This is a genomic window from Niabella insulisoli (genome assembly GCF_039652435.2).
Classification (GTDB): domain Bacteria; phylum Bacteroidota; class Bacteroidia; order Chitinophagales; family Chitinophagaceae; genus Niabella; species Niabella insulamsoli.
In genome coordinates this window covers 1851759-1872860 of sequence record NZ_CP190246.1, presented here as the reverse complement: position 1 = coordinate 1872860, position 21102 = coordinate 1851759, and the positions used below count along the sequence as shown (strand labels likewise).

General features: G+C 46.0%; 14 protein-coding genes. 3 read left to right on the top strand and 11 right to left on the bottom strand.

The window, feature by feature from the left end:
* Positions 1-9 precede the first annotated feature (9 nt).
* From ABDK00_RS07995 to ABDK00_RS07965, 7 genes are all read right to left on the bottom strand, one after another.
* Entirely contained in the window at positions 10-1338 is a 1329-nt protein-coding gene (locus tag ABDK00_RS07995) for a four-carbon acid sugar kinase family protein (RefSeq protein ID WP_346238575.1), read from the bottom strand.
* 2 nt (positions 1339-1340) lie between these two features.
* A complete protein-coding gene (locus tag ABDK00_RS07990) occupies positions 1341-2588 on the bottom strand; it encodes a ribulose-bisphosphate carboxylase large subunit family protein (RefSeq protein WP_346238576.1) in 1248 nt (415 codons plus the stop codon).
* Positions 2589-2616: 28 nt separating this feature from the next.
* Positions 2617-4635, bottom strand: coding sequence for an aceric acid hydrolase (locus tag ABDK00_RS07985; RefSeq protein WP_346238577.1), 2019 nt, complete (start codon positions 4633-4635; stop codon positions 2617-2619).
* 178 nt (positions 4636-4813) lie between these two features.
* Positions 4814-7030: an amylo-alpha-1,6-glucosidase gene (locus tag ABDK00_RS07980; protein WP_346238578.1), complete on the bottom strand. Its 2217-nt coding sequence runs from the start codon at positions 7028-7030 to the stop codon at positions 4814-4816.
* 13 nt (positions 7031-7043) lie between these two features.
* Positions 7044-8618, bottom strand: a complete 1575-nt coding sequence (locus tag ABDK00_RS07975; protein WP_346238579.1) for a sodium:solute symporter family transporter — start codon at positions 8616-8618, stop codon at positions 7044-7046.
* Between the two features lie 6 nt (positions 8619-8624).
* Positions 8625-9743: a Gfo/Idh/MocA family oxidoreductase gene (locus ABDK00_RS07970; protein WP_346238580.1), complete on the bottom strand. Its 1119-nt coding sequence runs from the start codon at positions 9741-9743 to the stop codon at positions 8625-8627.
* A gap of 56 nt (positions 9744-9799) precedes the next feature.
* Entirely contained in the window at positions 9800-12307 is a 2508-nt protein-coding gene (locus ABDK00_RS07965) for an L-rhamnose mutarotase (protein WP_346238581.1), read from the bottom strand.
* Positions 12308-12551: 244 nt separating this feature from the next.
* On the opposite strand from ABDK00_RS07965, the gene ABDK00_RS07960 reads away from it, so the two are divergent.
* The 3 genes from ABDK00_RS07960 (at position 12552) to ABDK00_RS07950 (ending at position 15912) form a co-directional block, all read left to right on the top strand.
* Positions 12552-13091: an HD domain-containing protein gene (locus tag ABDK00_RS07960; RefSeq protein ID WP_346238582.1), complete on the top strand. Its 540-nt coding sequence runs from the start codon at positions 12552-12554 to the stop codon at positions 13089-13091.
* Between the two features lie 126 nt (positions 13092-13217).
* Positions 13218-14765 carry a choice-of-anchor I family protein gene (locus tag ABDK00_RS07955; RefSeq protein ID WP_346238583.1) on the top strand — a complete coding sequence of 516 codons (1548 nt, stop codon included), beginning with the start codon at positions 13218-13220 and terminating at the stop codon, positions 14763-14765.
* Between the two features lie 115 nt (positions 14766-14880).
* Entirely contained in the window at positions 14881-15912 is a 1032-nt protein-coding gene (locus ABDK00_RS07950; protein ID WP_346238584.1) for a YafY family protein, read from the top strand.
* Here ABDK00_RS07950 and ABDK00_RS07945 read toward each other — a convergent pair.
* The 4 genes from ABDK00_RS07945 to ABDK00_RS07930 form a co-directional block, all read right to left on the bottom strand.
* Entirely contained in the window at positions 15865-16356 is a 492-nt protein-coding gene (locus ABDK00_RS07945; RefSeq protein ID WP_346238585.1) for a DinB family protein, read from the bottom strand. The two genes, ABDK00_RS07950 and ABDK00_RS07945, sit on opposite strands and share 48 nt — an antisense overlap.
* Before the next feature lie 115 nt (positions 16357-16471).
* Entirely contained in the window at positions 16472-17677 is a 1206-nt protein-coding gene (locus ABDK00_RS07940; RefSeq protein ID WP_346238586.1) for an acetate kinase, read from the bottom strand.
* Positions 17678-17752: 75 nt separating this feature from the next.
* Positions 17753-19843, bottom strand: coding sequence for a phosphate acetyltransferase (gene pta, locus ABDK00_RS07935; protein ID WP_346238587.1), 2091 nt, complete (start codon positions 19841-19843; stop codon positions 17753-17755).
* A 100-nt stretch (positions 19844-19943) separates the two neighbouring features.
* The gene (locus ABDK00_RS07930; protein ID WP_346238588.1) at positions 19944-21101 is read right to left on the bottom strand and encodes an alpha-hydroxy acid oxidase; all 1158 of its coding nucleotides are present in this window, start codon (positions 21099-21101) and stop codon (positions 19944-19946) included.
* Position 21102 lies beyond the last annotated feature (1 nt).

The window sequence follows — 21102 nt, the reverse complement described above, 5'->3', positions numbered from 1 at the left end:
CAGCTACCACTATTTGCGAAGTTTTCCTTCCAGCAGAACTCCAAAATAGTCTTCTCCACCCACCTGGCCACCTTTAAAGTTTACCTCCATTCCATTTATGGCTATATTTTTGGAAAACGCCTTACAAAGCGGCGCTCCACTCACTAACGGTGCGATCATTTCAACTGCTTCAATACCCATAGCGCGGGCAGCATAGCTACTGGTATCGCCCCCGGCGACGACGATTCTCTTTAAACTGGTTGCTTCACAAACCTTCTCTCCAACTGTTCCTAGCAATCTACCCAATGCGTATGAATCAATCGCTGTTGGTCCGCTTTTAATATTCCGGGAATGAACAATTACATTTTTACCCCTATGTATAGAGGAAAGTACAGTTGAGATATCGCATGTTACACCAAACCCATTAGCCTCATTAGTTCCAAAATTTTCCTCTTCCAACGCCACCTCAACAAACCCGTTGTCCAACGCCCATTTTATTTGCCCGGCTGTAACCGGCGAATAGCTGCCCGAAAGCACCAATAGTGGTTCTGCTTTTCCGGGTTCGGCCCAGCCATCTTTAGCAGAAAGCAAACCTTTTCGGTTCCAAAAGCTTCCGATAGCCATCTCAACGGCCGAAGATCCAACCGAAAACAAGGTTTTATCACCGATAGCTTCTTTCTCCAACCACTCGCCTATTTTCAACAATTGCTCGTTATACAAAGCATCAATCAGTACCGCTTCTGTCCCATCTATTGCCTCATTCCAATTGTCAACCTCCTTTTCTAACTGCAAAACATCTATCAGTCCAATTCTTTTCTTAGTTTGCTTTTGCAGATGCAGGCGCAGATCGCTTTCATTCGCAGGTGTCACGGGATGTTTACTCATAGAGGGGTGCCGGTCCAACCGGAATATATCGCCATTGCTGCCAATTCCCATTCGAGCGAACAAATTTCCAAAAACGCAATAGCGTCCCAATTCTGGTGTACCTCCTACTATCGGAACCACCCCCGTTCCGAAGATTTCGGATCCAACGTCGATCGCTCTTCCAATACTTCCAATCGTTTCAGAGGAATCGAAGGTGGAACAAACTTTATAATGCACATGCTTCGGCGCGCCAGCCTTCATTTTTGTGAACGCTGCGTTCAACGCTTGTTCGACTTGGTCCGTTGGCAGGGCCCTGGTTTTTCCTGCGACACCATAGGCCTGCAGGCCGGGAAAAGCATTCAATTCGTTCTCAGAAGGCGGCTCAATAAACAGCACCGCTTTTGCGCCAGCCCTCGAAATAAATTCCAGCGCATCCGTTGAGCCCGTGAAATCATCACCATAGAAAGCAAGTTGTATTTGAGCTTTACTTTGCATATTTATTTCTTTCCAAACTTTTCAACCGACCTTCCAAATTCAGCATACTGCACCGCGGCCTGATCGAGCGAAAGTCCGTCTACCGCAGCTTTCCAGGCCTGTTGCAAGGCTATCACGCCGGCAGCCGGGCCAAGCGGATGTGCCATGATGCCGCCGCCCGCCATATACAGCAGATCCTGTGTTTGCGTACGCCGCCATGTTTCAAAAGCCTGGCCGCCCCACTGGCCCGACGACACGACCGGTAAAACTTTTTTGTGATCCAACATACCGGCCAGACAAGCATCGATCGATGCCACCACACTGTCGTCGCTTTCCCAAAACTTGTTTTGAATGCCGTTGACATGAAGCTGGTCGACACCGGCTAATCTCCAAATCTTTTGATAAGCTCTGAAATCAATGCCCAGCAAAGGATGGCGCGTGAGCATGCCCCAACCATTGCGATGGGCATGAATAGCCAGAGCTCCCTGATCACAAATTTTCTTCACACCGCTCCATCCCACACTATTAATGCTGACCATGGCGCAAGTGCCACCGTGCTTAACGATAGTTTCATACCGTGCCAGCATTTCATCTATCTCTCCGCTCAGGTTAAAAGCATACATCACTTTTTTACCGGTTTTATCGGCATGCGCATTGATTACCCGCATCACAGCCGCAACGCGCTCTTCAAATTTTGAGTTCGCAGCGGACGATTGCAATTCATCATCTTTGACAAAATCGATACCGGCTGCTGCGAGGGTGCCTACTATTCCGGCAGTATCTTCAATAGTAAGGCCAATGGAGGGTTTGATAATCGTACCGATTAGCGGCCGGGCCGTGACGCCCGTTAAATGCCTGCATCCATCAATACCAAAAGACGGGCCTTTAAACCGGCTACCGAAAGAAGCAGGCAGTTCAATATCCATCAATTTTAATCCCGTAAACTGGGTGATTTCATACAGGTTGCCCTGCAAAGTAGAAATCATCACCGGCAGGTTGTATCCGAAATTTTCTATACTCCAGGAGATGGTAACGATCGCCCTTTTATAGGTTCCAGATTTGCTAACAGCGCCCGGAATAGCGGGCTGACCGACCGTTTCAAGTACATCAATATTTTCTACCCGCGCGGCGAAACGTTGCTTCAGCTCCGCTGTTTCACCGGGCACAGCTACAAATGTGCCGGAAGACTGTTCTCCTGCCAACACTGCCGCCGCTTGCTCAGGTTCGTACGGAGTTTCAATAAAGTAAGTGGCGTATATTCTTTCCATCATCAAATTATTAAAAAGGATAAAGCAGTTTTTAAGGCATTCTTACTAAAGGCATCCAGACGGTCATATCCGTTTCACCGCGGTTGGCCCAGGCATAATATGGAATAAATTTAATGTCCACGAGCTTTTGAATCTTACTGACTTCTTTATACAATTGATTGGTCCAATCGCCATCGTTTATAAGCCATGCCTTACCTTTTAAAGAAGTAATTGTGCCGCCGGCAATTTTTGATGGCACCGGTTGTAACTGAACATCGGAAGGTAAGGCCATATCAAATACGCTCGCCTGCTGGTCGGGCGACTCGATACAATATACCACAGGCCCGCGCTTTACAGCAACCTGGTTGCGCGTTGCTTCAACCATCGGATTTGAAGCGATCAATGTTGCAGGCATGTCCAGTACCAATTCGATCTTATCTCCCTTTTTCCATTTCTGGGTGAGCGGAAAATAAGCCCCACCAACAATGTCGTTGCTAATCATCTTTCCATTTATTTTTACAGCCGCCTTTTTACACCAACCCGGAATGCGCAAGTGTAGCGGTAACGCAGTTGATGGCGCCGTATTGAATGTAATTGTAACAGCGCCCTCCCAGGGGTAATTACTCACCTGTTGCAGGGAAATTTTCTCCCCGTTTTTTAAAGTTGTTTGAAGGTTGTTGCTGCCGTACATATTAAGGTACAGGCCGTCTTCTGCAACGCTATACATATAATTATTGACCTGCGCTATGGTGCGAACCACATTGGGCGGGCAGCAATTTGATTTGCCTATATAAGGTACGCGCCCGCCTTCCCAGCGCAGATGGTAGGGATAATGCACCGTGTGTGCCAACGGGTTTGTATAGAAAAATTTGGTACCATCCATACTGACACCGCTCAACACACTGTTATATAAAGCCAACTCCACAATGTCAAAGTATTTTTCTTCTCCGGTCAGTAAAAACATGCGATAGTTCCACAGCACGTTACCAATGTTGGCGCAGGTTTCGTTGTGAGCGCTAAAATTCGGAAGCTGAAAATCGCGCCCGTAAGATTGATGCACTTTTTGAACTGTATCCGGAGTGTAGGAAGTTCCGTCAACCGAAACGCCATCATATAAAGCGCCGCAGGCTCCGGTTACATACATTTTTGTATGCACCACATTATTCCATAATGTATCCAATGTATGCAGCAGGGTTTTATCACCGTCCTCGGCGTAAAGATCCGCCACGCCTGCCATCAGGTAATTGGCTCTCACGGCGTGCCCCACAATCCTTTTCATGTCTCGAAAAGGCGCCCTGTCGCTATTATCATCCGTACCTTCCACCACTCCGCGGATATCAATAAGCTTATTGAGTAAATCAAGATATTTTTTTTCGCCGGTAGTTCGATACATTTCTGCGAGGCCCATGTAGTGCGACGGGCAGATTGCGTTGCGCGCCTGCTCGGGCGTCGCTTTGTTATAAAAAACGATCAGAAAATCTGAAGCCTTTTTGGCAATATGGAGCAGGCTGGTTTTGCCGGTAGCGCGGTAATGAACGCAGGCGGCCGTCATGAGGTGGCCGAAGTTATATGCTTCAAAGCTCAGCCTGTCGTCGAACATTTTTTGCTCGCCGGTCTTGTTTTGTTCAATAATATTTTTGGTGTAGATATAGCCGTCAGCCCGTTGTGCTTTCCCGACTACCGCAATCGCCTCATCCATCCAACGGCCAAGTTGTGGGTCTTTCGTCGATGCATAAAGCGACGCTACCGCTTCAAGCGTTTTATAAAAATCCCCATCATGGAACGATGGGCCTCTGAAGCGGCCTTCCTGCAAGCCTGCTGCTACCTTAAAATTCTGAAAAGCATAACAAATAGTATCGCTGGTGTAGGTATGCCAAAGCGCCGGCACCATGGAATTTTTAAGCACATCAAAACGCTCTGTCCAAAAACCGCCTGTCCACTGAACATCGCCCAAACCCACTCCGGATAACTTCGCGTACTTGCTTTTCGAAGTGTTGACAAGTGCGGTCTGCGCCCCCGCTGCCGCACCGATCATCAACGCCACCCCCAATAATTTAAATCCTTGTTTCATCCGCATATTTTTTATGATTTTATGGATCGAATGGAACTTATCGCTATAAATTTTCGTTCCCTTGTGTGATGAAAATGAAATTTTATAGTGAACGTTTCATCTTACTAATTCTAAATTGTATTTTATTAAAAGATATATTCCGCCGTTGCCCGACACGCGCGTAAACCATCATCTCTCCTCACAAAGCCTGATACTTTATATCATAATTTTTTCCTTTTTCCAGTTCCATCTCGTACACGTTATTGCCTTTGTGAACAAAGGATCCGTCGTTGGAAGACGGCATTTTCTTGCTTTTGAGCACCAACTTACCGCGTCCTACAGGTGAACTGATTTTCAGATTATTGGTGCTGCAGTAAAGCTCGATATTCCCTGCCGGAGTTGGCACTTTGCCTTCTATCCATTTCAAACCGCCGAGTGCAGGCGCTACGATATAGCTGCTATACCCGGCGCCGGTAGGCTTTACCCCCAGATAATATTTTCCGAGCAAATACAAGGGGCTTGCGCCCCAGGCGTGGCAAAGACTTTTGCCGTATTTTCGGCCGTACATAGCATAGTGTTCCGCCCCCGATTTTTTCGGATTGTACTCTTCCCAAAACGAAGTGGCGCCAAGCTTCAGCATGCCGCCCCAATAGGCTTTCATTTCCCTGGTCACATAGTCCTGTTCGCCCAAAGCGCACATAGCTTCCATTTCATAAAAACGCATATAGGGGGTAGTGATCGGCGGCACATCGTTATTCAGCAGCACAGCGTCTTTTATTCCGGCCTTTTGCTCATCTGTCAGATAATCAAAGAAGATGGCAAACATATTGGCATAGCGCGTGACATGGTCGGTTGGTTGTCCGTTGACATAGCTGTGTACGATAGCTTTTTTCTGATCGTTCCAATAGATGTCGAATAATTTCTTTTTTACATCTGCAGCCAGTTCCTTGTAAACAAGCGCATCTTGCTTCTCGTTAACGAGTTGCGCCACCAGGGCCATCGTCTCGAGGCTGCGCGCAAATAACAGCTGTTCAAAACTAACGGCGCCTTGTTTACTCAAGCCTTCCGCCCAATCGATAAAAACCCAGTCGCCTGGCAAGCCTTCCAGCAAACCATCTTTATTTCTGCGGCCAAGTACATAAGACATCAGCGACTTCATTCTATCATAGTTATTACGCACGAAATCAGCATCCCCGCTATACAAGTAATAATCATAAACACCCAAAAACCAATATAGCGTATAGTCCATAATGGTATTGATATGACTGGTCACAGGATCCTTTCCTCTCAAAGCCAGCGTAGTTCGTTTCACCGTTCCGTTGTCATTGGTGAGATAATAATTCATCAGGTAGCTTTGATAAGCATCGCCGCTCCAAATCCAGCGGTCGCGTTTGATTCCATCGATGAAAAATTCTTTCGTACTTAAATGAAATGTGTATTTGGCTACTTCATAAATTTTATTAAGCTCTTCGTCGCTGCACCTGAATGACCCCTTATCCTGCAGATCCGCATATTCATATAGCATAGACACTTTTTCATAGCTAACGCCGGCATCCGCTATTATATTTACAAAACGAAAAGCCTTTGACAAACTAACGACATAATCGCCTGACGGTTGATCTACCACTATTTTATCGAAGGTTTCGGTATAGGCAGTGTCCAACGCTTCCTCCCTGCTTTCGCCGTAATAAATCGCCAGTTTTCCTTTTCCTTTCAACTGATGGAGTTTCATATATCCAAAGGTTTCCTTTCCAAAATCTACCAGCCTGCTATTGGCGGTTTGCTTGCTTTCAACGGCTTCCACAGGCTTTGTTGGAAGCTTAAAATCCGCCGGACGCTGATCAGGCCTATCGAAATGCCAAAAGCCGGCATTCATCCATTTTGTTGTTGAAACATCAGATGTTTTACCTGTTTCATCTATCCATTCTTTATCCTCGTAGGTAACAAGCCAACTGCTGTCGCTTACCACATGGGCGCCTTTCACAAAAATGGCAGGCACTTGTTGTTGGTTAAATACTTTTATATTAATCTTATGCTTGCCGGCCGGCACTGTGATCGTCTTAGGTGAGCCTTCAAAGGCTTTTCCATCCAGCTTTACATTGTATTGCCCTTCTACAAAAATATCCACCTCCTCAGGAGCTGAGAGATCAAACACCTTATGAAAATCGATCAGGGGGTAATGGTTGTCAATTTTCCAAAACACGGGAAAGAAAGTGCCGCGTTCCGTCCGCCGGTTCTGCATCTGATTGGAAAGCCATATTTCATAGTCGCCGGGATACCAGATCCATGTCGCTTTCTGGGCAAAAGCCGTAGTACCCCATAACATAAAAAAAGCGATGAGGCTCAAAAAGAAGAATCGTATTCTCCTTTTTGTGTTGAATGACATTAACGAAGCGTAAAATAAAAGCCGGTTCATAATTTTAAATCAATTAATGAAAGATGATATAAAGTGTAATCATAATAACGATAAGCGCGCCCCAAACAATTTGCACTGTTTTTGTCGGGCGTGGCAGAGCGCGACTACTGATACCCGCACCGCGAACACCATTTTTATCTGCCACCGAAATAAGCATAGCCAGCAACATCAGCAATGCAAAAACATAAAATGACAATAAAAGGTAGTGGGGCCAAAAATTATATTCCTTTGAAGGAAATACCCATAAATAAAGCACGCCCACAAAGAGGCTGATTATCGAACCCCAGGACAACGTAAAATTCACAGCGCGTTTGGTCGTCCGTTTCCAGAACACCGCCAGTAAAAATACCACCGCAAGCGAAGGCGCAATGAAACCAAGAATGGCCTGAAATACATCAAACAGGTTAAGGCCTTTAATACTATCGATCGCCAGCGCCATCAATATCGCAAAAAAACAGCCAGCGATAACCGTCATCCGGCCCATGCGAATCACCTGTTTATTAGTTGCTGTAGGATTTAGTTTCTTCACATAGATATCGGTGGTAAAAACGGTGCTTAACGCGTTCAGCGAAGACCCGATCGTTCCTACCAACACTGCGATCAGCACCACGATTACGAGGCCGTTCAGCCCGGCCGGAAACAAATTAGTCACCAGCGTCATATAAGCCTCATCCGGTGAATTGAGGTGGGGAAAAAGCCTGAAGCAGATGATGCCCGGAATAATAAAAAGCGGCAGCGATAAGATTTTTAACCAACCGATAAAGCTTACACCAAGCTGCCCCTGTTCAAGGTTTCTGGCTCCGAGGACGGATTGCACCATCGCTTGATCGGTGCAGAAAAAAGCAATGGCTGAAACCGGATAGCCCAGTAAAATGGCAGGCCAGGGATAGCTGGGGTCGGACGCAGGCCTCACCAGACTCCAATATTCGCGCGGCGTATTATGATACAAAGCGCTGAACCCGCCTACCTTGTTCAAACCTAAAATGCAAAGCGTGAAGGACACCACAATGAGGAGGATCATCTGAAAAACATTCACTCGCGCGATCGCCTTCAGTCCGCCGGCAAATGCAAACAAGCCTGCAAATAAAACCAAAACAATCACCGATTGCCACATCGGGATGCCCAAAATTTGTCTAACCAAAAAGCCGCCGGCAAATAAGCCAAGCGATAACCAGGAGATTAATATTTTGATCAGGGCGTACCACGCGAGTATGTTGCGCGTGCCATCACCATAACGCTGGCCCATAAACTCGGGCATCGTCGTAGCTTTGCTGGCCAAATAACGCGGTGCAAACACCATGGCCAGTAAAAAAAGAAACACGAAAGCATACCACTCGAAATTGCCAGCTACAATGCCGGTGGAATAACCAATACTGGCGAAAGCCAAAAGCATGGAAGGCCCCACATTGGTACCCCACATATTAAAACCGATGCTATACCAGTTGAGCGATTTACCAGCAAGAAAAAGTGTTTCTTCTTTTTTTCTCGCTCCAAAACTGGCTTTATAGCCAATGTATAAGAGCACCAAAAGGTAAACGGCAACGATTATATAGTCGATCGTTTCGAGCTTTTGCAGAATATTATTCACGTTGGTTTACAATTTGTGGTTTATAGAATCTAATCCGTAGCGGTTTAACAGTTCGGCTACTTTCACCGGCTGGCCCGTTTTCAGGCTTTCATCCATCGCCTGCAAGAGCGCCACCGTTCCAATACCTTCCAACATATCCGGATAGGCCGTGAATCCCTTTTGAATGGAATCAGCAAAATATTCGAGATAATTTTGATACTCACCGGCGTGGTGGCTCTGCCCTTCGAACCTGAAATAATACTTTAAAGTGCTGTCGCCCCAGGTGACAATTTTTTCGGTTCCGTCTCTACTGGTGATGGCGTAGCGGAGTTCATGATAGTCAGCCTGGCTGGCGCCTTCCGTTCCGCGCAACACAGTGCTCATGCCACTTTCGCGGCTGGCCGGTTGAATCGGCGACGTGTACACGCCGCTGACACGTGCAATCCGGCCATCGGTCGCTTTAAAAATAAAATGCATGGTGTCTTCGTTCTTTAGCCCAGCCTTTTTACCGTTAGCGCTGATCATGCCATAGCCCATCACTTCTTCCACATTGGGTAGATACCATCTTATAAAATCTACAGGATGACTAAGGCCGCCATACAACCATTTAAAACGCTCTTCCAATGCCCATTTCTTTTCCAGGAACCAACGGTGGTCGGCATTATAATGGCTCTCTATAGTAATCAGCTCGCCTATTTCACCAGCTTCAAAATCTTCGCGCTGTTTTTTGGCCGGCTCGAAAAAGCGGGAACTCTGTCCCACAAAAACTTTTTTACCTGTTTGCTGCTGCAATTCGAGCAAGGCTTTTGCATCTTTCAAATCATCGATAAAAGGCTTGGTACAAACGACATGCTTACCATGTTGCAATGCCATCGTCACATGTTGCGCGTGCAAATGATCGGGCGTATAAATAGCGATAATATCGATATCCTCGTCGTTTAACATCTGCTGGTAGTCAGTTGTATAATGATCAAAACCAAACTCCACGCAACGTTGCCGGCAAGCGTCTTCACTTATATCACAAATTGTTTTCAACGCTAGCTTGCTGCTTTCCAAAGCTGCGCTAATCAGGCTGCGCCCTTCTCCTAACCCGAGAATTCCCAAAACCGGTACTTCACCGTCGTTATGTTTGTCTTTAAATCTCATGATTTATTTTACCATTTTATCAATTTCCAAACACATCAGCATTCACTATTCACTTCTCACTTCCCCACCTTTTCTAAAAACACCCAAACCTCGCCGGGCTTTGTTCCTTTTATTCCTTCCTGGTATTGGGCCATAATTTTATTCCACTCCACTACGCGCGGATTCCCTTCGGTAGTTTTCGGATCGAGTTCGGCCAGGGTTTTACCTTTGGGAATGCTGATTACCAGCATCAGTTGCCGTCCGTTCCTAAACATGATCAATCGTTGAAAGTCTGCTTTGCAGAAGCCTTTAGAGAGCTCCGGCCATTTTTCGAATTGGGTGGCATGATAGTCGAAATATTCTTTTTGTTTTTTCGGGTCATCCACCAGGTTCGCCGTCAGCACAATATGATCCTGCTCTTTGCTTGCCGTAGCAGGGTTACAGCGGCTCCTGTCAAATTGATAAAACAAATCATAATAAGGCCGCACTTCCACATCAGGAAATTCCTTTTTCAATTTGCCCTGAAACACGGACAGGTCCTGTATTTTCTCAAAAATCACATAATGGTTTTTCCACCTGTAGATACTATTGGGATTAACGGCATTTTTCTTTAAAAAGACCTGCAGCGCGGCGAGGTCTAAACCCCGCTTCCCGGTTACTATCTCAACCAGTTCTTCACGCTCTGCATTGATGGGTAAATCCACCATTTTATAGGTGGCTTCTTTTAAAAGGCCACGGTACGGCGCTTCCAGGCCCGCATTGCGTTTAATTTCCTCGCTTACTTGCGGTCCGTTGTTTTCCCACAAGTTGCCAAGGCCATTATTGTTTTGTAAATATTTTTGCGAAGCGGTCCAATTGTCTTTGATGGTTATATAAGAAGACCCCTCGTCGGTGTACAAATAAAACCAGTGGGAAGGCAAATGTGCATAAGGCGCGCGGTAAATGCTATCGATATAATTGTTACTGATGACCGAACCAGGCTGCGCGCTTAAAGTGTAGACACCGGCGCAGTCATAGTTTTGCTTTCCAAAGTGATGGATTTTATTGGCGATAATTTTGTTGTTCCTCATAACATTAGGATGTGGGCTCCATCCCCATCCCATACTGATGCCAGAATAATTTACGTTTTCAATCTCATTGTGGCGCGCTGTGGTATTGCGCACATAACCCAGCCCGACGCCAACGCTTCCCCAATCCTCGTTTGTGGCATCGGTGATAAAATTATTACTGATCGTAACCGAATCTACCACCACGCGTTCATCTGAAGGATTATAAGGGAGATGAATTTCAGTAGCTGCATCGGCAAAAACGCCCGCCAGAATGGCCGTGCCGCCGATATCCTTAAACAGGTTGCCGATAACCTCGCTGCTTTTTACGCCTTCATTATAATCAAGACCGGTAGACGCCAAATGCTGAAAATGGCAACCTTCAAAAGCAATATTTTTTGCGAAAGCAACTTTCACCGCCGCTTCGGGCCTTGTGATCCACGCCTGGTTTTCCAGACCAGCCTTCTCTTTGGTTCCGGCAGGCCTTAATTTGTACGCATCAGTCATCGGCATTCCTGCCTGATGAGGCACGTGGCCCTGCAAGGAAGGCCGGCACCAGCCCGTATGCTGAAAGTTGATTTTCCTGAAATGAATTTGCTGAACAGGATGATCGATGCTGCCTTCAATGGTTACTAAATTTTCAAGCAAAGGCGCGATGGCCGAGGCTTTGTGAAGATCTTCATTTTTGCGCGGCCAGTAATAAATTTTTCCATGCGCAGGATCGGCATACCATTCGCCAGGCTCATCCAAAAACTCGGGAGCGTTCGAAAGAAAGAAGGCTGAATTGCCGGCTTCCTTTGAAATCCAGGGAGCCGGCCAGGGATGTTCGCTCTGAATACGGCTTTCCGGCTGACGAAAGAACAACCGGGCGCTGTCGCCGTTTATGTCCATCCGGCTAATGCGCAGCATGGCGATTTCCCACCATTGGTGAATCAACATCTCCATGCCCCGTACATTTTTAATAGCAAAAGGCGGTGCGGGAATTTGTGTAGTCTCCTCCTTTTTGTTCCAACTTAAAATTCTCTCCATCCTGTCTTCGTTAGGCCATCGCGCCCTTACCGCCTTCGCATCATTGATCCATAATTGCCGGAATAAAGGCAACCCCTTAAAGTCGGATGGAATATCAGCCACCCAAAGATTCTCCCGGGTACCAGCTGGGAACCTGTCATCATTTGCATCAAATTTTTTCCAACCGGTGATTTTTACACCGCCGCTTAAAATAACTTTATCGCCATCGTTAGCCTCAATTATAGTCGGGCTTTCAAGTGTGCCCGCGTCTTCAGGCTTAATCCTTACCGGTTCTGATAAATTGTAAAAGCCTTTTTTAATGATAATATGAATGGGACGGGCGGTAGCCTTGTCGTGCAGGCGCCGCATTTCGCGCACCTGTCGAATGGCGGCGTTCAAAGTAGATTTAGGAAGCTGCTCGGTGCCTGGATCAAGGTCGTTTCCGTTGACGGCCACATACACCTGGCTGTTCAAGTCAGTAAAAAAGCATATACCCAACAGTAAAATTAGAAGCGGCGACAATCGTTTCACTGGCAATGATTATGATAAAAACTGGTGTAAATTTACCAAAGGCGTTTTTCAACGTCATGGTGGTTTTGCTTGATATGATGGATTTTTTTCCTATCCGCACAGCGGGGCAATCCAAAAAGCGGCAGCCTATTGCCTATTTTATCTAAAAAGTTTTCACCGTCCGGTGTAGTTGGCCCGGTGATTTGTTGGTGCAAATTTTGCGTCGTTTGTTTTAATGGAACATACAGCAAAAATTTTGGAACGGGTGGAAGCTTTCGCAGATGAAGCCCACGGTGACCAGACCAGGAAATATACGCCTGACAGATATATTGTGCATCCCGTTAGAGTAATGAAGATCTGCTCACAGTACACCGATCATGTTGAAGTGCTGGCCGCCGCTCTTTTACACGATGTGCTGGAAGATACACCGATCGATAAAGCTACGATGCAACAGTTCCTCAACGGAATAATGAACCCTCAACAGGCCAGCCGAACAGTATCGCTAGTAGTTGCGTTGACCGATGTTTATGTTAAAAAGAATTATCCGCAATTGAACAGGGATAAAAGAAAAGCCTTAGAACTGCGCCGTATCGAAAAAACGGGCAGCGACGCACAAACTATCAAATATGCCGATATATTGGACAACAGCGCGGAAATTCTGCAATACGACCGCGGCTTCGGCAAACGCTTTTTAACTGAATGCAAGGCAATATTAACCGCAGCCGACCAGGGCGACCCGGCTTTGCGCGGTAAAGCTCTCGAAGTAGTAAACCAGGGCCTGGATAGTTTTAGAAAAAACAGATAATATAGCAGCCAAACCATTTTACGCCGTTTCGCCCTTTGCTTAAAAGGTTGCTAACAATTCCTTAAAACAGGGATCATAATTTCTTTACACTGCACCGCTACTTTCGCGTTTTACTAAAAACCAATTATGAAGCATACTACAAAACTACTGATGGCAGCGCTGATTGCGATTGCCGCCTGTAAAAAAACCGAAACGCCCGTCATTCCTGAAGAAGAATATTTTATCAATGAAGACCCCGCCAGCTTCTCCGAAATCGGCCAGATCGATATCGGTGAAACCGGGGCAGCTGAAATTGCGGCCTATGACAGCAGTACCCAAAAACTTTTTGTGGTTAACAATGCAGTTGCTGACGATGGCGATGTCAACAAAATCGATGTTATTGACCTCAAAAAACCCGAAACCCCTGTCCTTATTACTTCCATCAGCATGGCTCCCTACGGTGGTGCGGTGAATAGTTTAAGCGTTCACGAAGGGAAATTAGCTGCAGCCATACAATCTGTTCCAAAAACCAACAACGGTACCGTAGCGATTTTAAAAACCACGGACTACACGGAAATAAAAGCCGTTACCGTAGGCGCATTACCAGATATGGTAACGTTCTCCCCCGATGGAAAATTTATTCTGACTGCCAACGAAGGAGAACCGAATGCTGACTATTCCATTGATCCTAAAGGCAGTATCTCCATCATCGACCTCGCGAACAATTATAATGTCCAAACACTTTTCTTTGATGCGTTTGCCAGCCAGGCTGCTGCTTTAAAAGCAAAAGGGTTCAGGGTTTTCGGCCCTTCCGCGACGCCTGATTTTGCAGCTAATATTGAACCTGAATATATTACCGTTGCCTCGGATTCGAAAACGGCCTGGGTCACCCTGCAGGAGAATAATGCCATCGCCAAAATTGATATTACCGGCAAAGCCATCACTGATATTTTCCCCCTCGGTTTTAAAAATTATGCGTTTCCCGGCCATGAAATCGATCCGACCAATGATGATGACCAGTATGTAGCGGCGACCTGGAATGTTAAAGGAGTGTATATGCCTGATGCCATCGCCATTACAGAACATCAGGGAATTCCCTATTTATTCACAGCTAATGAAGGCGACGCACGGGAATATGAAACTTATGAGGAAGCGCAACGCATCGGAAATAAAGATATCGTCTTAGACGCGGCCGCCTTTCCTAATGCGACTGATCTCAAAAAGAACAGCGCTTTGGGCCGATTAAATATCACAACCACGCTGGGCGACAACGATGGCGACGGAGATTACGACGAACTGTATTCATTCGGAGCCCGATCCTTTAGTGTTTGGAACGGACTGAATGGTACGCAGGTATTTGATAGCAAAAATGAGCTGGACAGAAAAGCGCATGAGGCACAGTTATATGACGATGGACGCAGCGACGACAAATCCGTTGAACCAGAAGGCATCACGACCGGTAAGGTCGGCAACACCTATGTAGCTTTTATCGGCATGGAAAGAGCAGACGCAGTTGCGATGTACGACATTACCGATCCAACGCAACCCCGCTTTTTGCAAATTGTGGCCACCGGAGATGCCCCGGAAGGCGTATTATTTATTCCTGCCAAGGCAAGCCCAACAAAGAAATCGCTGTTGATCGTAAGTAGTGAGGAAGATGGCGTTGTAAAAATCTACACACCAAAAACCATATAAAGACAATCCTTCTCTAAGTTTTAAAAGCCGCAATACATGATTATTGCGGCTTTTTATTTGCCGGGATTTGTATTGTTCAGCCGGGCGTTCTAAATTGCGCTTACAAAAAAACAAGATGCCCGCACCAGATACCATAGATGACAGCCCCAAAAAATTTGACCGGGTAGTTGCCATATTGATCCAGCTACAGTCGAAAAGAATTGTAAAAGCACAGGACCTTGCCGAACGCTTTAAAGTAAGCCTGCGCACTATTTACAGAGACATTAAAACACTTGAAAACTCAGGCGTCCCCATCAGTTCAGAAGCCGGCGTGGGCTACTCCATTGTGGAGGGCTACAAGCTACCACCAGTGATGTTTACGAAAGAAGAAGCGGCGAGCTTTATCGCTGCGGAAAAACTGATGCAGCATTTTAGCGACAAGTCGGTAGGCAGCTCTTTTCAATCGGCCATATTTAAGATAAAATCTGTTTTAAGATGGGCAGACAAAGATTGGATCGATGCTTTGGATGAACGAATACTGGTGCAGCCTAAAAGCAATCTGTTCAATAAAGACGTGCCAAATGCGTTGGAAATATTAATGAATGGAATCGTCAACAAGAAGCAGGTACAAATGCTGTATCATTCGTTCGATGCACATGAACCGGTGAAGCGGGTCATCGAGCCCATCGGGCTGTACCATGAAAAAGAATATTGGTATTTGGTAGCGTATTGTCATCTGCGTAAAGACCATCGCAATTTCAGATCCGATCGGATCCTCCAAATAACGGCTTTAGAAAGCTCCTTCGCGCTTCAGCATAAAGAACTTTCTTTTTACCTGCAAAAACCTGAAGAAAGGGATTTTAAAACTATTAAAATCAGCATGGACTCGGCTTATGTAAAATATATAAAACAAAGCCGTATGCTCTACGGCTTTGTCTCGGAAAAAATAGTGGGCGATCAAACAGAAATGGTTTTCAGATACTGCGAGGACTACGAGTATTTTATTCGATGGTTTATTATGCTGGCAGATAAATCCGACATTATCGAGCCAGAAAGCGCAAGGCTAAGACTGGCCGAGCTTCTCGGTGAAATCGGCAATCGCATGAAAACGCCAACAGGCTTAACCCCTGTCCCAGAAAAAAGGCGGCTCAATCCCCAAAGCTCTTAAATAAACATATCCCTGTGCACGATGATGAATCTCATTATCGATAAAGTATTGGATATTTTCGATTGCCGGAAACTTATAGGCGCCAAAAAGATTAATTTCTTCATGAAATTTCGCGGCGCTTATTTGAGGAAAGTAGATGTCAATCTGGTTGGACGCCTCATCCCATGCCTGTAGTAAATCGGCTTTTTCTTTGATTTCCGGCATAGCGTCTTCAAAGGCTTCGATATTGCCTGTCACAATTTGCTTTAAACCGCCGCCTGAAACCGTAATCATTTCCTTGCAAAGCTCCGCAAAAGGGCGCATGCCGCCAACGGAAAAATTAAAGAGATCTTTTTCAGGAAATACCTCGATCACTTTTCGGGTAAGGTTGCGATGGCCCTGCCAGTTCTTTAACAATTCTTCGGTTGAAATCAGGGGGCGCTCAATAGTGGCTGTTGTACTCATAAAATTTGTTTTAAATGATTGAATACAACAAAGCTGCAACGGCTCTGTGACAACAGTATGTCAACAGTAAAAGAAATTATTTTTCAACAGTTGTCAAAACAAAAAAACAGACAGATTATTTTACCAGCGCATAGGTTTGCTGCGCAATTTCGAGCTCCTCGTTGGTTGGCACCACGAGTATTTTAACCTTACTGGCAGCGGTATTAACTTCCACAACCTGCGAGGGGTGGTTTTTTGCTGCGTTAGCCTGCACGTCCAGTTCTATACCAAGCCCCGACAGATTTTCACAGCATAAGCGACGCGCCAATTCGTTGTTTTCGCCGATGCCCGCCGTAAATATAAGCGCGTCAACGCCGTTTAACACTGCCATATAAGCGCCGATATATTTTTTAATGCGATGCGCATACATCTCATAACAAAGAATGGCATTTTTGTCGCCTTCCTGATAAAGCCTTATCACATCGCGTGCATCGTTGCTTCCGGCGATACCCAGCATGCCACTTTGTTTGTTTAAAATTTCTTTAATGTCGTCCAGCGACATATCCATTTCCTCTACCATGTGAAAAATAATAGATGGATCGATGTCGCCGCTCCTGGTTCCCATAATCAGCCCTGCCAAAGGACCGAAACCCATACTGGTTTCTATACTTTCTCCCTTTTCATTAATCGCCGTCATACTGGCGCCGTTGCCCAGGTGAATGGTTATAGCTTTTAAATCAGGCGCTTCAAGGTGTTTAACGGCCTGCTCGTAAACAAACTTATGGCTGGTTCCGTGAAAGCCGTAAGCCCGAATGCGATCATGCTGGTAAAACCGTTCCGGTATCGCATAGCGGAAAGCCTTTTCCGGAATCGTGTGATGAAAGGCCGTGTCAAAAACAGCGACATGAACGGCATTGGGAAAGGCTTTTTCAGCCGCATTAATACCTATTAAATTTGCCGGATTATGTAGGGGAGCCAACGAAGCAAGCTCGCGGATGGCCTGTTTAACTTCATCCGTCACCACCTGGGTTTCCGTATAGTGTTCGCCGCCATGAACGACACGGTGGCCAACCGCCTTTATATCCTCCTGCTGGCGGATCACGCCGGTTTCCGCATCAATCAGCAAGCCGGCAATGACATCAAAAGCAACCGTATGGTTTTGAAGGGCCACATCTAACTTCTTTTTGAAAACTTCCTCGCCTTTTGTCCATTCATGCACGATATTTGATCCAGGCATGCCAATTCTCTCAGCAAGGCCTTTCGCCAAAACCTGTCCAGTTTCAATATGAATCAGCTGGTATTTCAAAGACGAACTACCTGCATTTATCACTAGTATTTCCATTGCGGTTTGATTTAATTTCTTAAAATAGTTGCAATGTTAAGCGGTACGATTAAAACTACAAACTATACGTGGCGCTCAATTGCTTCCGGCCTGGATGGCGGTAATAACGACGGTGTTGTAAATATCTTCAATAGTAGCGCCCCGGCTCAGGTCATTGATCGGCTTATTTAATCCCTGCAGCATGGGGCCCACCGCCAAAGCGCCTGTTTCCCGCTGCACGGCTTTATAGGTATTATTTCCGGTATTCAGATCAGGGAAGATCAACACGTTGGCCTGCCCTGCCACCAGCGAATCAGGCATTTTACTTTTCCCAACTTTGGGATCTACCGCGGCGTCGTATTGTATCGGGCCTTCTACCAGCAGGTCTGGCCTTGCCGCTTTTACAATTTTCGTTGCGGCCCTCACTTTCTCTACTTCAGCGCCGCTGCCCGAGCTTCCGGAGGAATAAGAAAGCATCGCTACTTTCGGCACTTCAATTCCAAAAGCTTTTGCTGAATCGGCCGAAGACATGGCAATTTCTGCCAACTGCTCTGCCGTCGGGTTGGGAACAATGGCACAATCTCCATACACCAGCACGCGATCATGAAGCAACATGAAAAATATCGACGACACGGTATTGAACCCAGGTTTCGTTTTAACAAATTGCAATGCTGGCTTAATCGTATGCGCAGTGGTATTCACTGCTCCCGAAACCATACCGTCGGCCTCGCCTTTAAATACCATCATTGTTCCGAAATAAGAAACATCGAGCATCAAATCCGCGGCAGCCGCCAACTCCAACCCTTTCTCCTTTCTCAATTCATACAAAGTGTGGTAATAAGGTTCATATTTCTCGCTGCTTTCCGGATCTATAATCTTGATCCGCTCTTCATCCCAAAAAAGGCCTAGTTGCGTCACTTTTGCCTTTATGGTCTCGGCGTTTCCAAGCAAGGTGAGATAAACGATTTTGTCTTTAGCCAGATAGGAAGCCGCCGTAAGTATGCGGTCGTCGCCGCCCTCGGGCAAAACAATATGCCGCTGCATTTTCTTCGCAGCCACCAGCATATTATATTGAAACATCCGTGGTGTGATGCTTTCCGTTTGCACGGAATTGATCTTTTGGCTCAAGGCTTCGGCGTCAACTACGGCTTCAAAAAGATCGATACATAATTTTATTTTATACTGGTTCGCAGGATAAATTCTGGGTTTAATATTGGCCACTTTATTAGCCGTTTCAAAAGTACCGGTAGGCACGGCCAACACAGGTAATGGTTTTTGTGTTCCGTCCATCAGATCGACAATGGAACGTTCGGGCAAAAAACCGCCCGACAATACAATGCCTGCTACATTGGGATACTGTGGTGAAATATTAGCCAACATGGAACCCACGATCAGGTCGCCACGGTCTCCTGGAATAACACAAACACAATCGTTTTGCATGCGCGGCAAATAGTTGCCTAATTGCATGCCACCGATGATAGAAGTCTTGGCAACATTTTCCAGTTTATCGCGGCCGAATAACACATGAGCTTTCAGATGATCCGCGATTTCCTGCATAGAAGGTTTGGTCAGCTCTTCTTCGTTGGGGATTACAGAAACAACAATCTCATTGCGCAGCAGGTGTTTGTCTATTTTTTGCTTCACCTCCTCCACATCTTTGGTGCACCTGCTTACAAACAAGCCGATCAAATTCAGATCTTTTGCTAAAAAGGAATGCACTTCCGCCACAACATTATGCACCAGATTATTGACGCTATTGAAACTATCCTTGGTTACGAGCAACACGGGCATTGCCAGGCTCTGCGCTACCGACGCATTAAAATCTGCTTCAAAAACAGAACCCTCTTCCTGGAAATCGCTGCCTTCTACTAATACGAAATCAAATTTTTCCTCAAGCTTTTTATACTTGTTGATAATCGTTTCATACACTTCGTTGATTTTACCCTGATTTTCCATTTCACTTAACTCAGCCCTGGTAAAAGCATAGGCGTCGTCGTAATCCATATTAATTTTGAAATGAGTCAGAATGGTGTCGATATGATTATCCCTGGTTTCCTGCGTATCAATCAACGGTTTAAAGTAGGCTACTTTGGTGGTAGTCCTTTGCAGCATCTGCATTAAACCGAGGCTAATTAACAACTTGCCGCTTTGCGCAGTGGGTGTTATGATATAAACGGATCGATTCATAAGATTTTTTTTCAACGCTGCGATGGAATAGGCAATCAGGCTACGCAGGCTTTATCAGCGTCCTTATACACCGGATAGGAAAAGAGCCGGCGCAACGGCCCTACTGAATAAGCGTTGCCGGAAAGTCATCGATCGTTTCGCAGCAAACCTGCTCCATCACTTGTTTGAGCTGGGCTTTAAACATAGCGATCGTATGGTCGCCGCCTTTTTTTCCAAGTGCGCCCACACCATACATAAAGGGCCGGCCCATGAACGTAAAATCAGCGCCACAGGCTAAGGCCCGGCCAATATCGGGGCCCGATCGCAGGCCGCTATCGATCATGACTTTGTATTTACTTTTAAATTTATCGGCTAATCCTTTTAAAGGTTTGATCGTCGATTCGCCGGCTTCAATCTGCCTGCCACCATGGTTGGACACAATTATGCCGTCAACGCCAATATTGGCGCATATTTCCGCGTCCTGCTCGCTTACCACACCTTTGATCACCAGCTTCCCTTTCCACTTATCCCTGATCGCAGCCACTTTTTCAGCGTCCACACGGCCGGTAAAAGTAGCGTTCATAAACTTACCCAGCTGCTTCATGTCCATGCCTTTTTTCATATAAGGTTTAAGCGTGGCAAAAGAAGGAATGCCCGCCATCAAGGTTTCGATACCCCAAACGGGGCAAGTAGCCGCCTGTATAAAATTGTTGATCGTTTGTTTCGGCGGCATGGAAAGGCCGGCTTTTATTTCGCGATAACGCAAGCCAAAAGAAGGAACATCGATCAACACCACTAACACATTACACTGCACCGCTTCCAGCCTGCGCAGCAGGTCGTCGCGCAAGTCGTTTTCAGTGGGATGATATAATTGGAACCAAAATTTGCTTTCTGTAAGCTCTGCAATACGTTCGATACTGCTTGTAGATACCGTGCTCAGGATATAAGGAATATTATGTTTCAAGGCCGCTTTGGCCAATATTTCCGGGGCATTGGGCCACATCAACCCTTGCAATCCAACCGGCGCAATACCAAAAGGCGCATCATAAGTATGCCCGAAAAGCTCAGCCCGCATATCCACGCCGTGATGTTTTTTTAAATATTGGGGCATCAGGAAAACATGCTTAAAATCCTCCTCATTGCGCCACACATTTAATTCATCGTTACAGCCGCCTTCAAGATAATCAAAAGCAAATTTCGGAATCCGCTTTTTGGCTTTCCGTTTAAGATCAGCCACAGAAGGATACTTGGTATTATATTGCAGTAAATTCGTACTCATA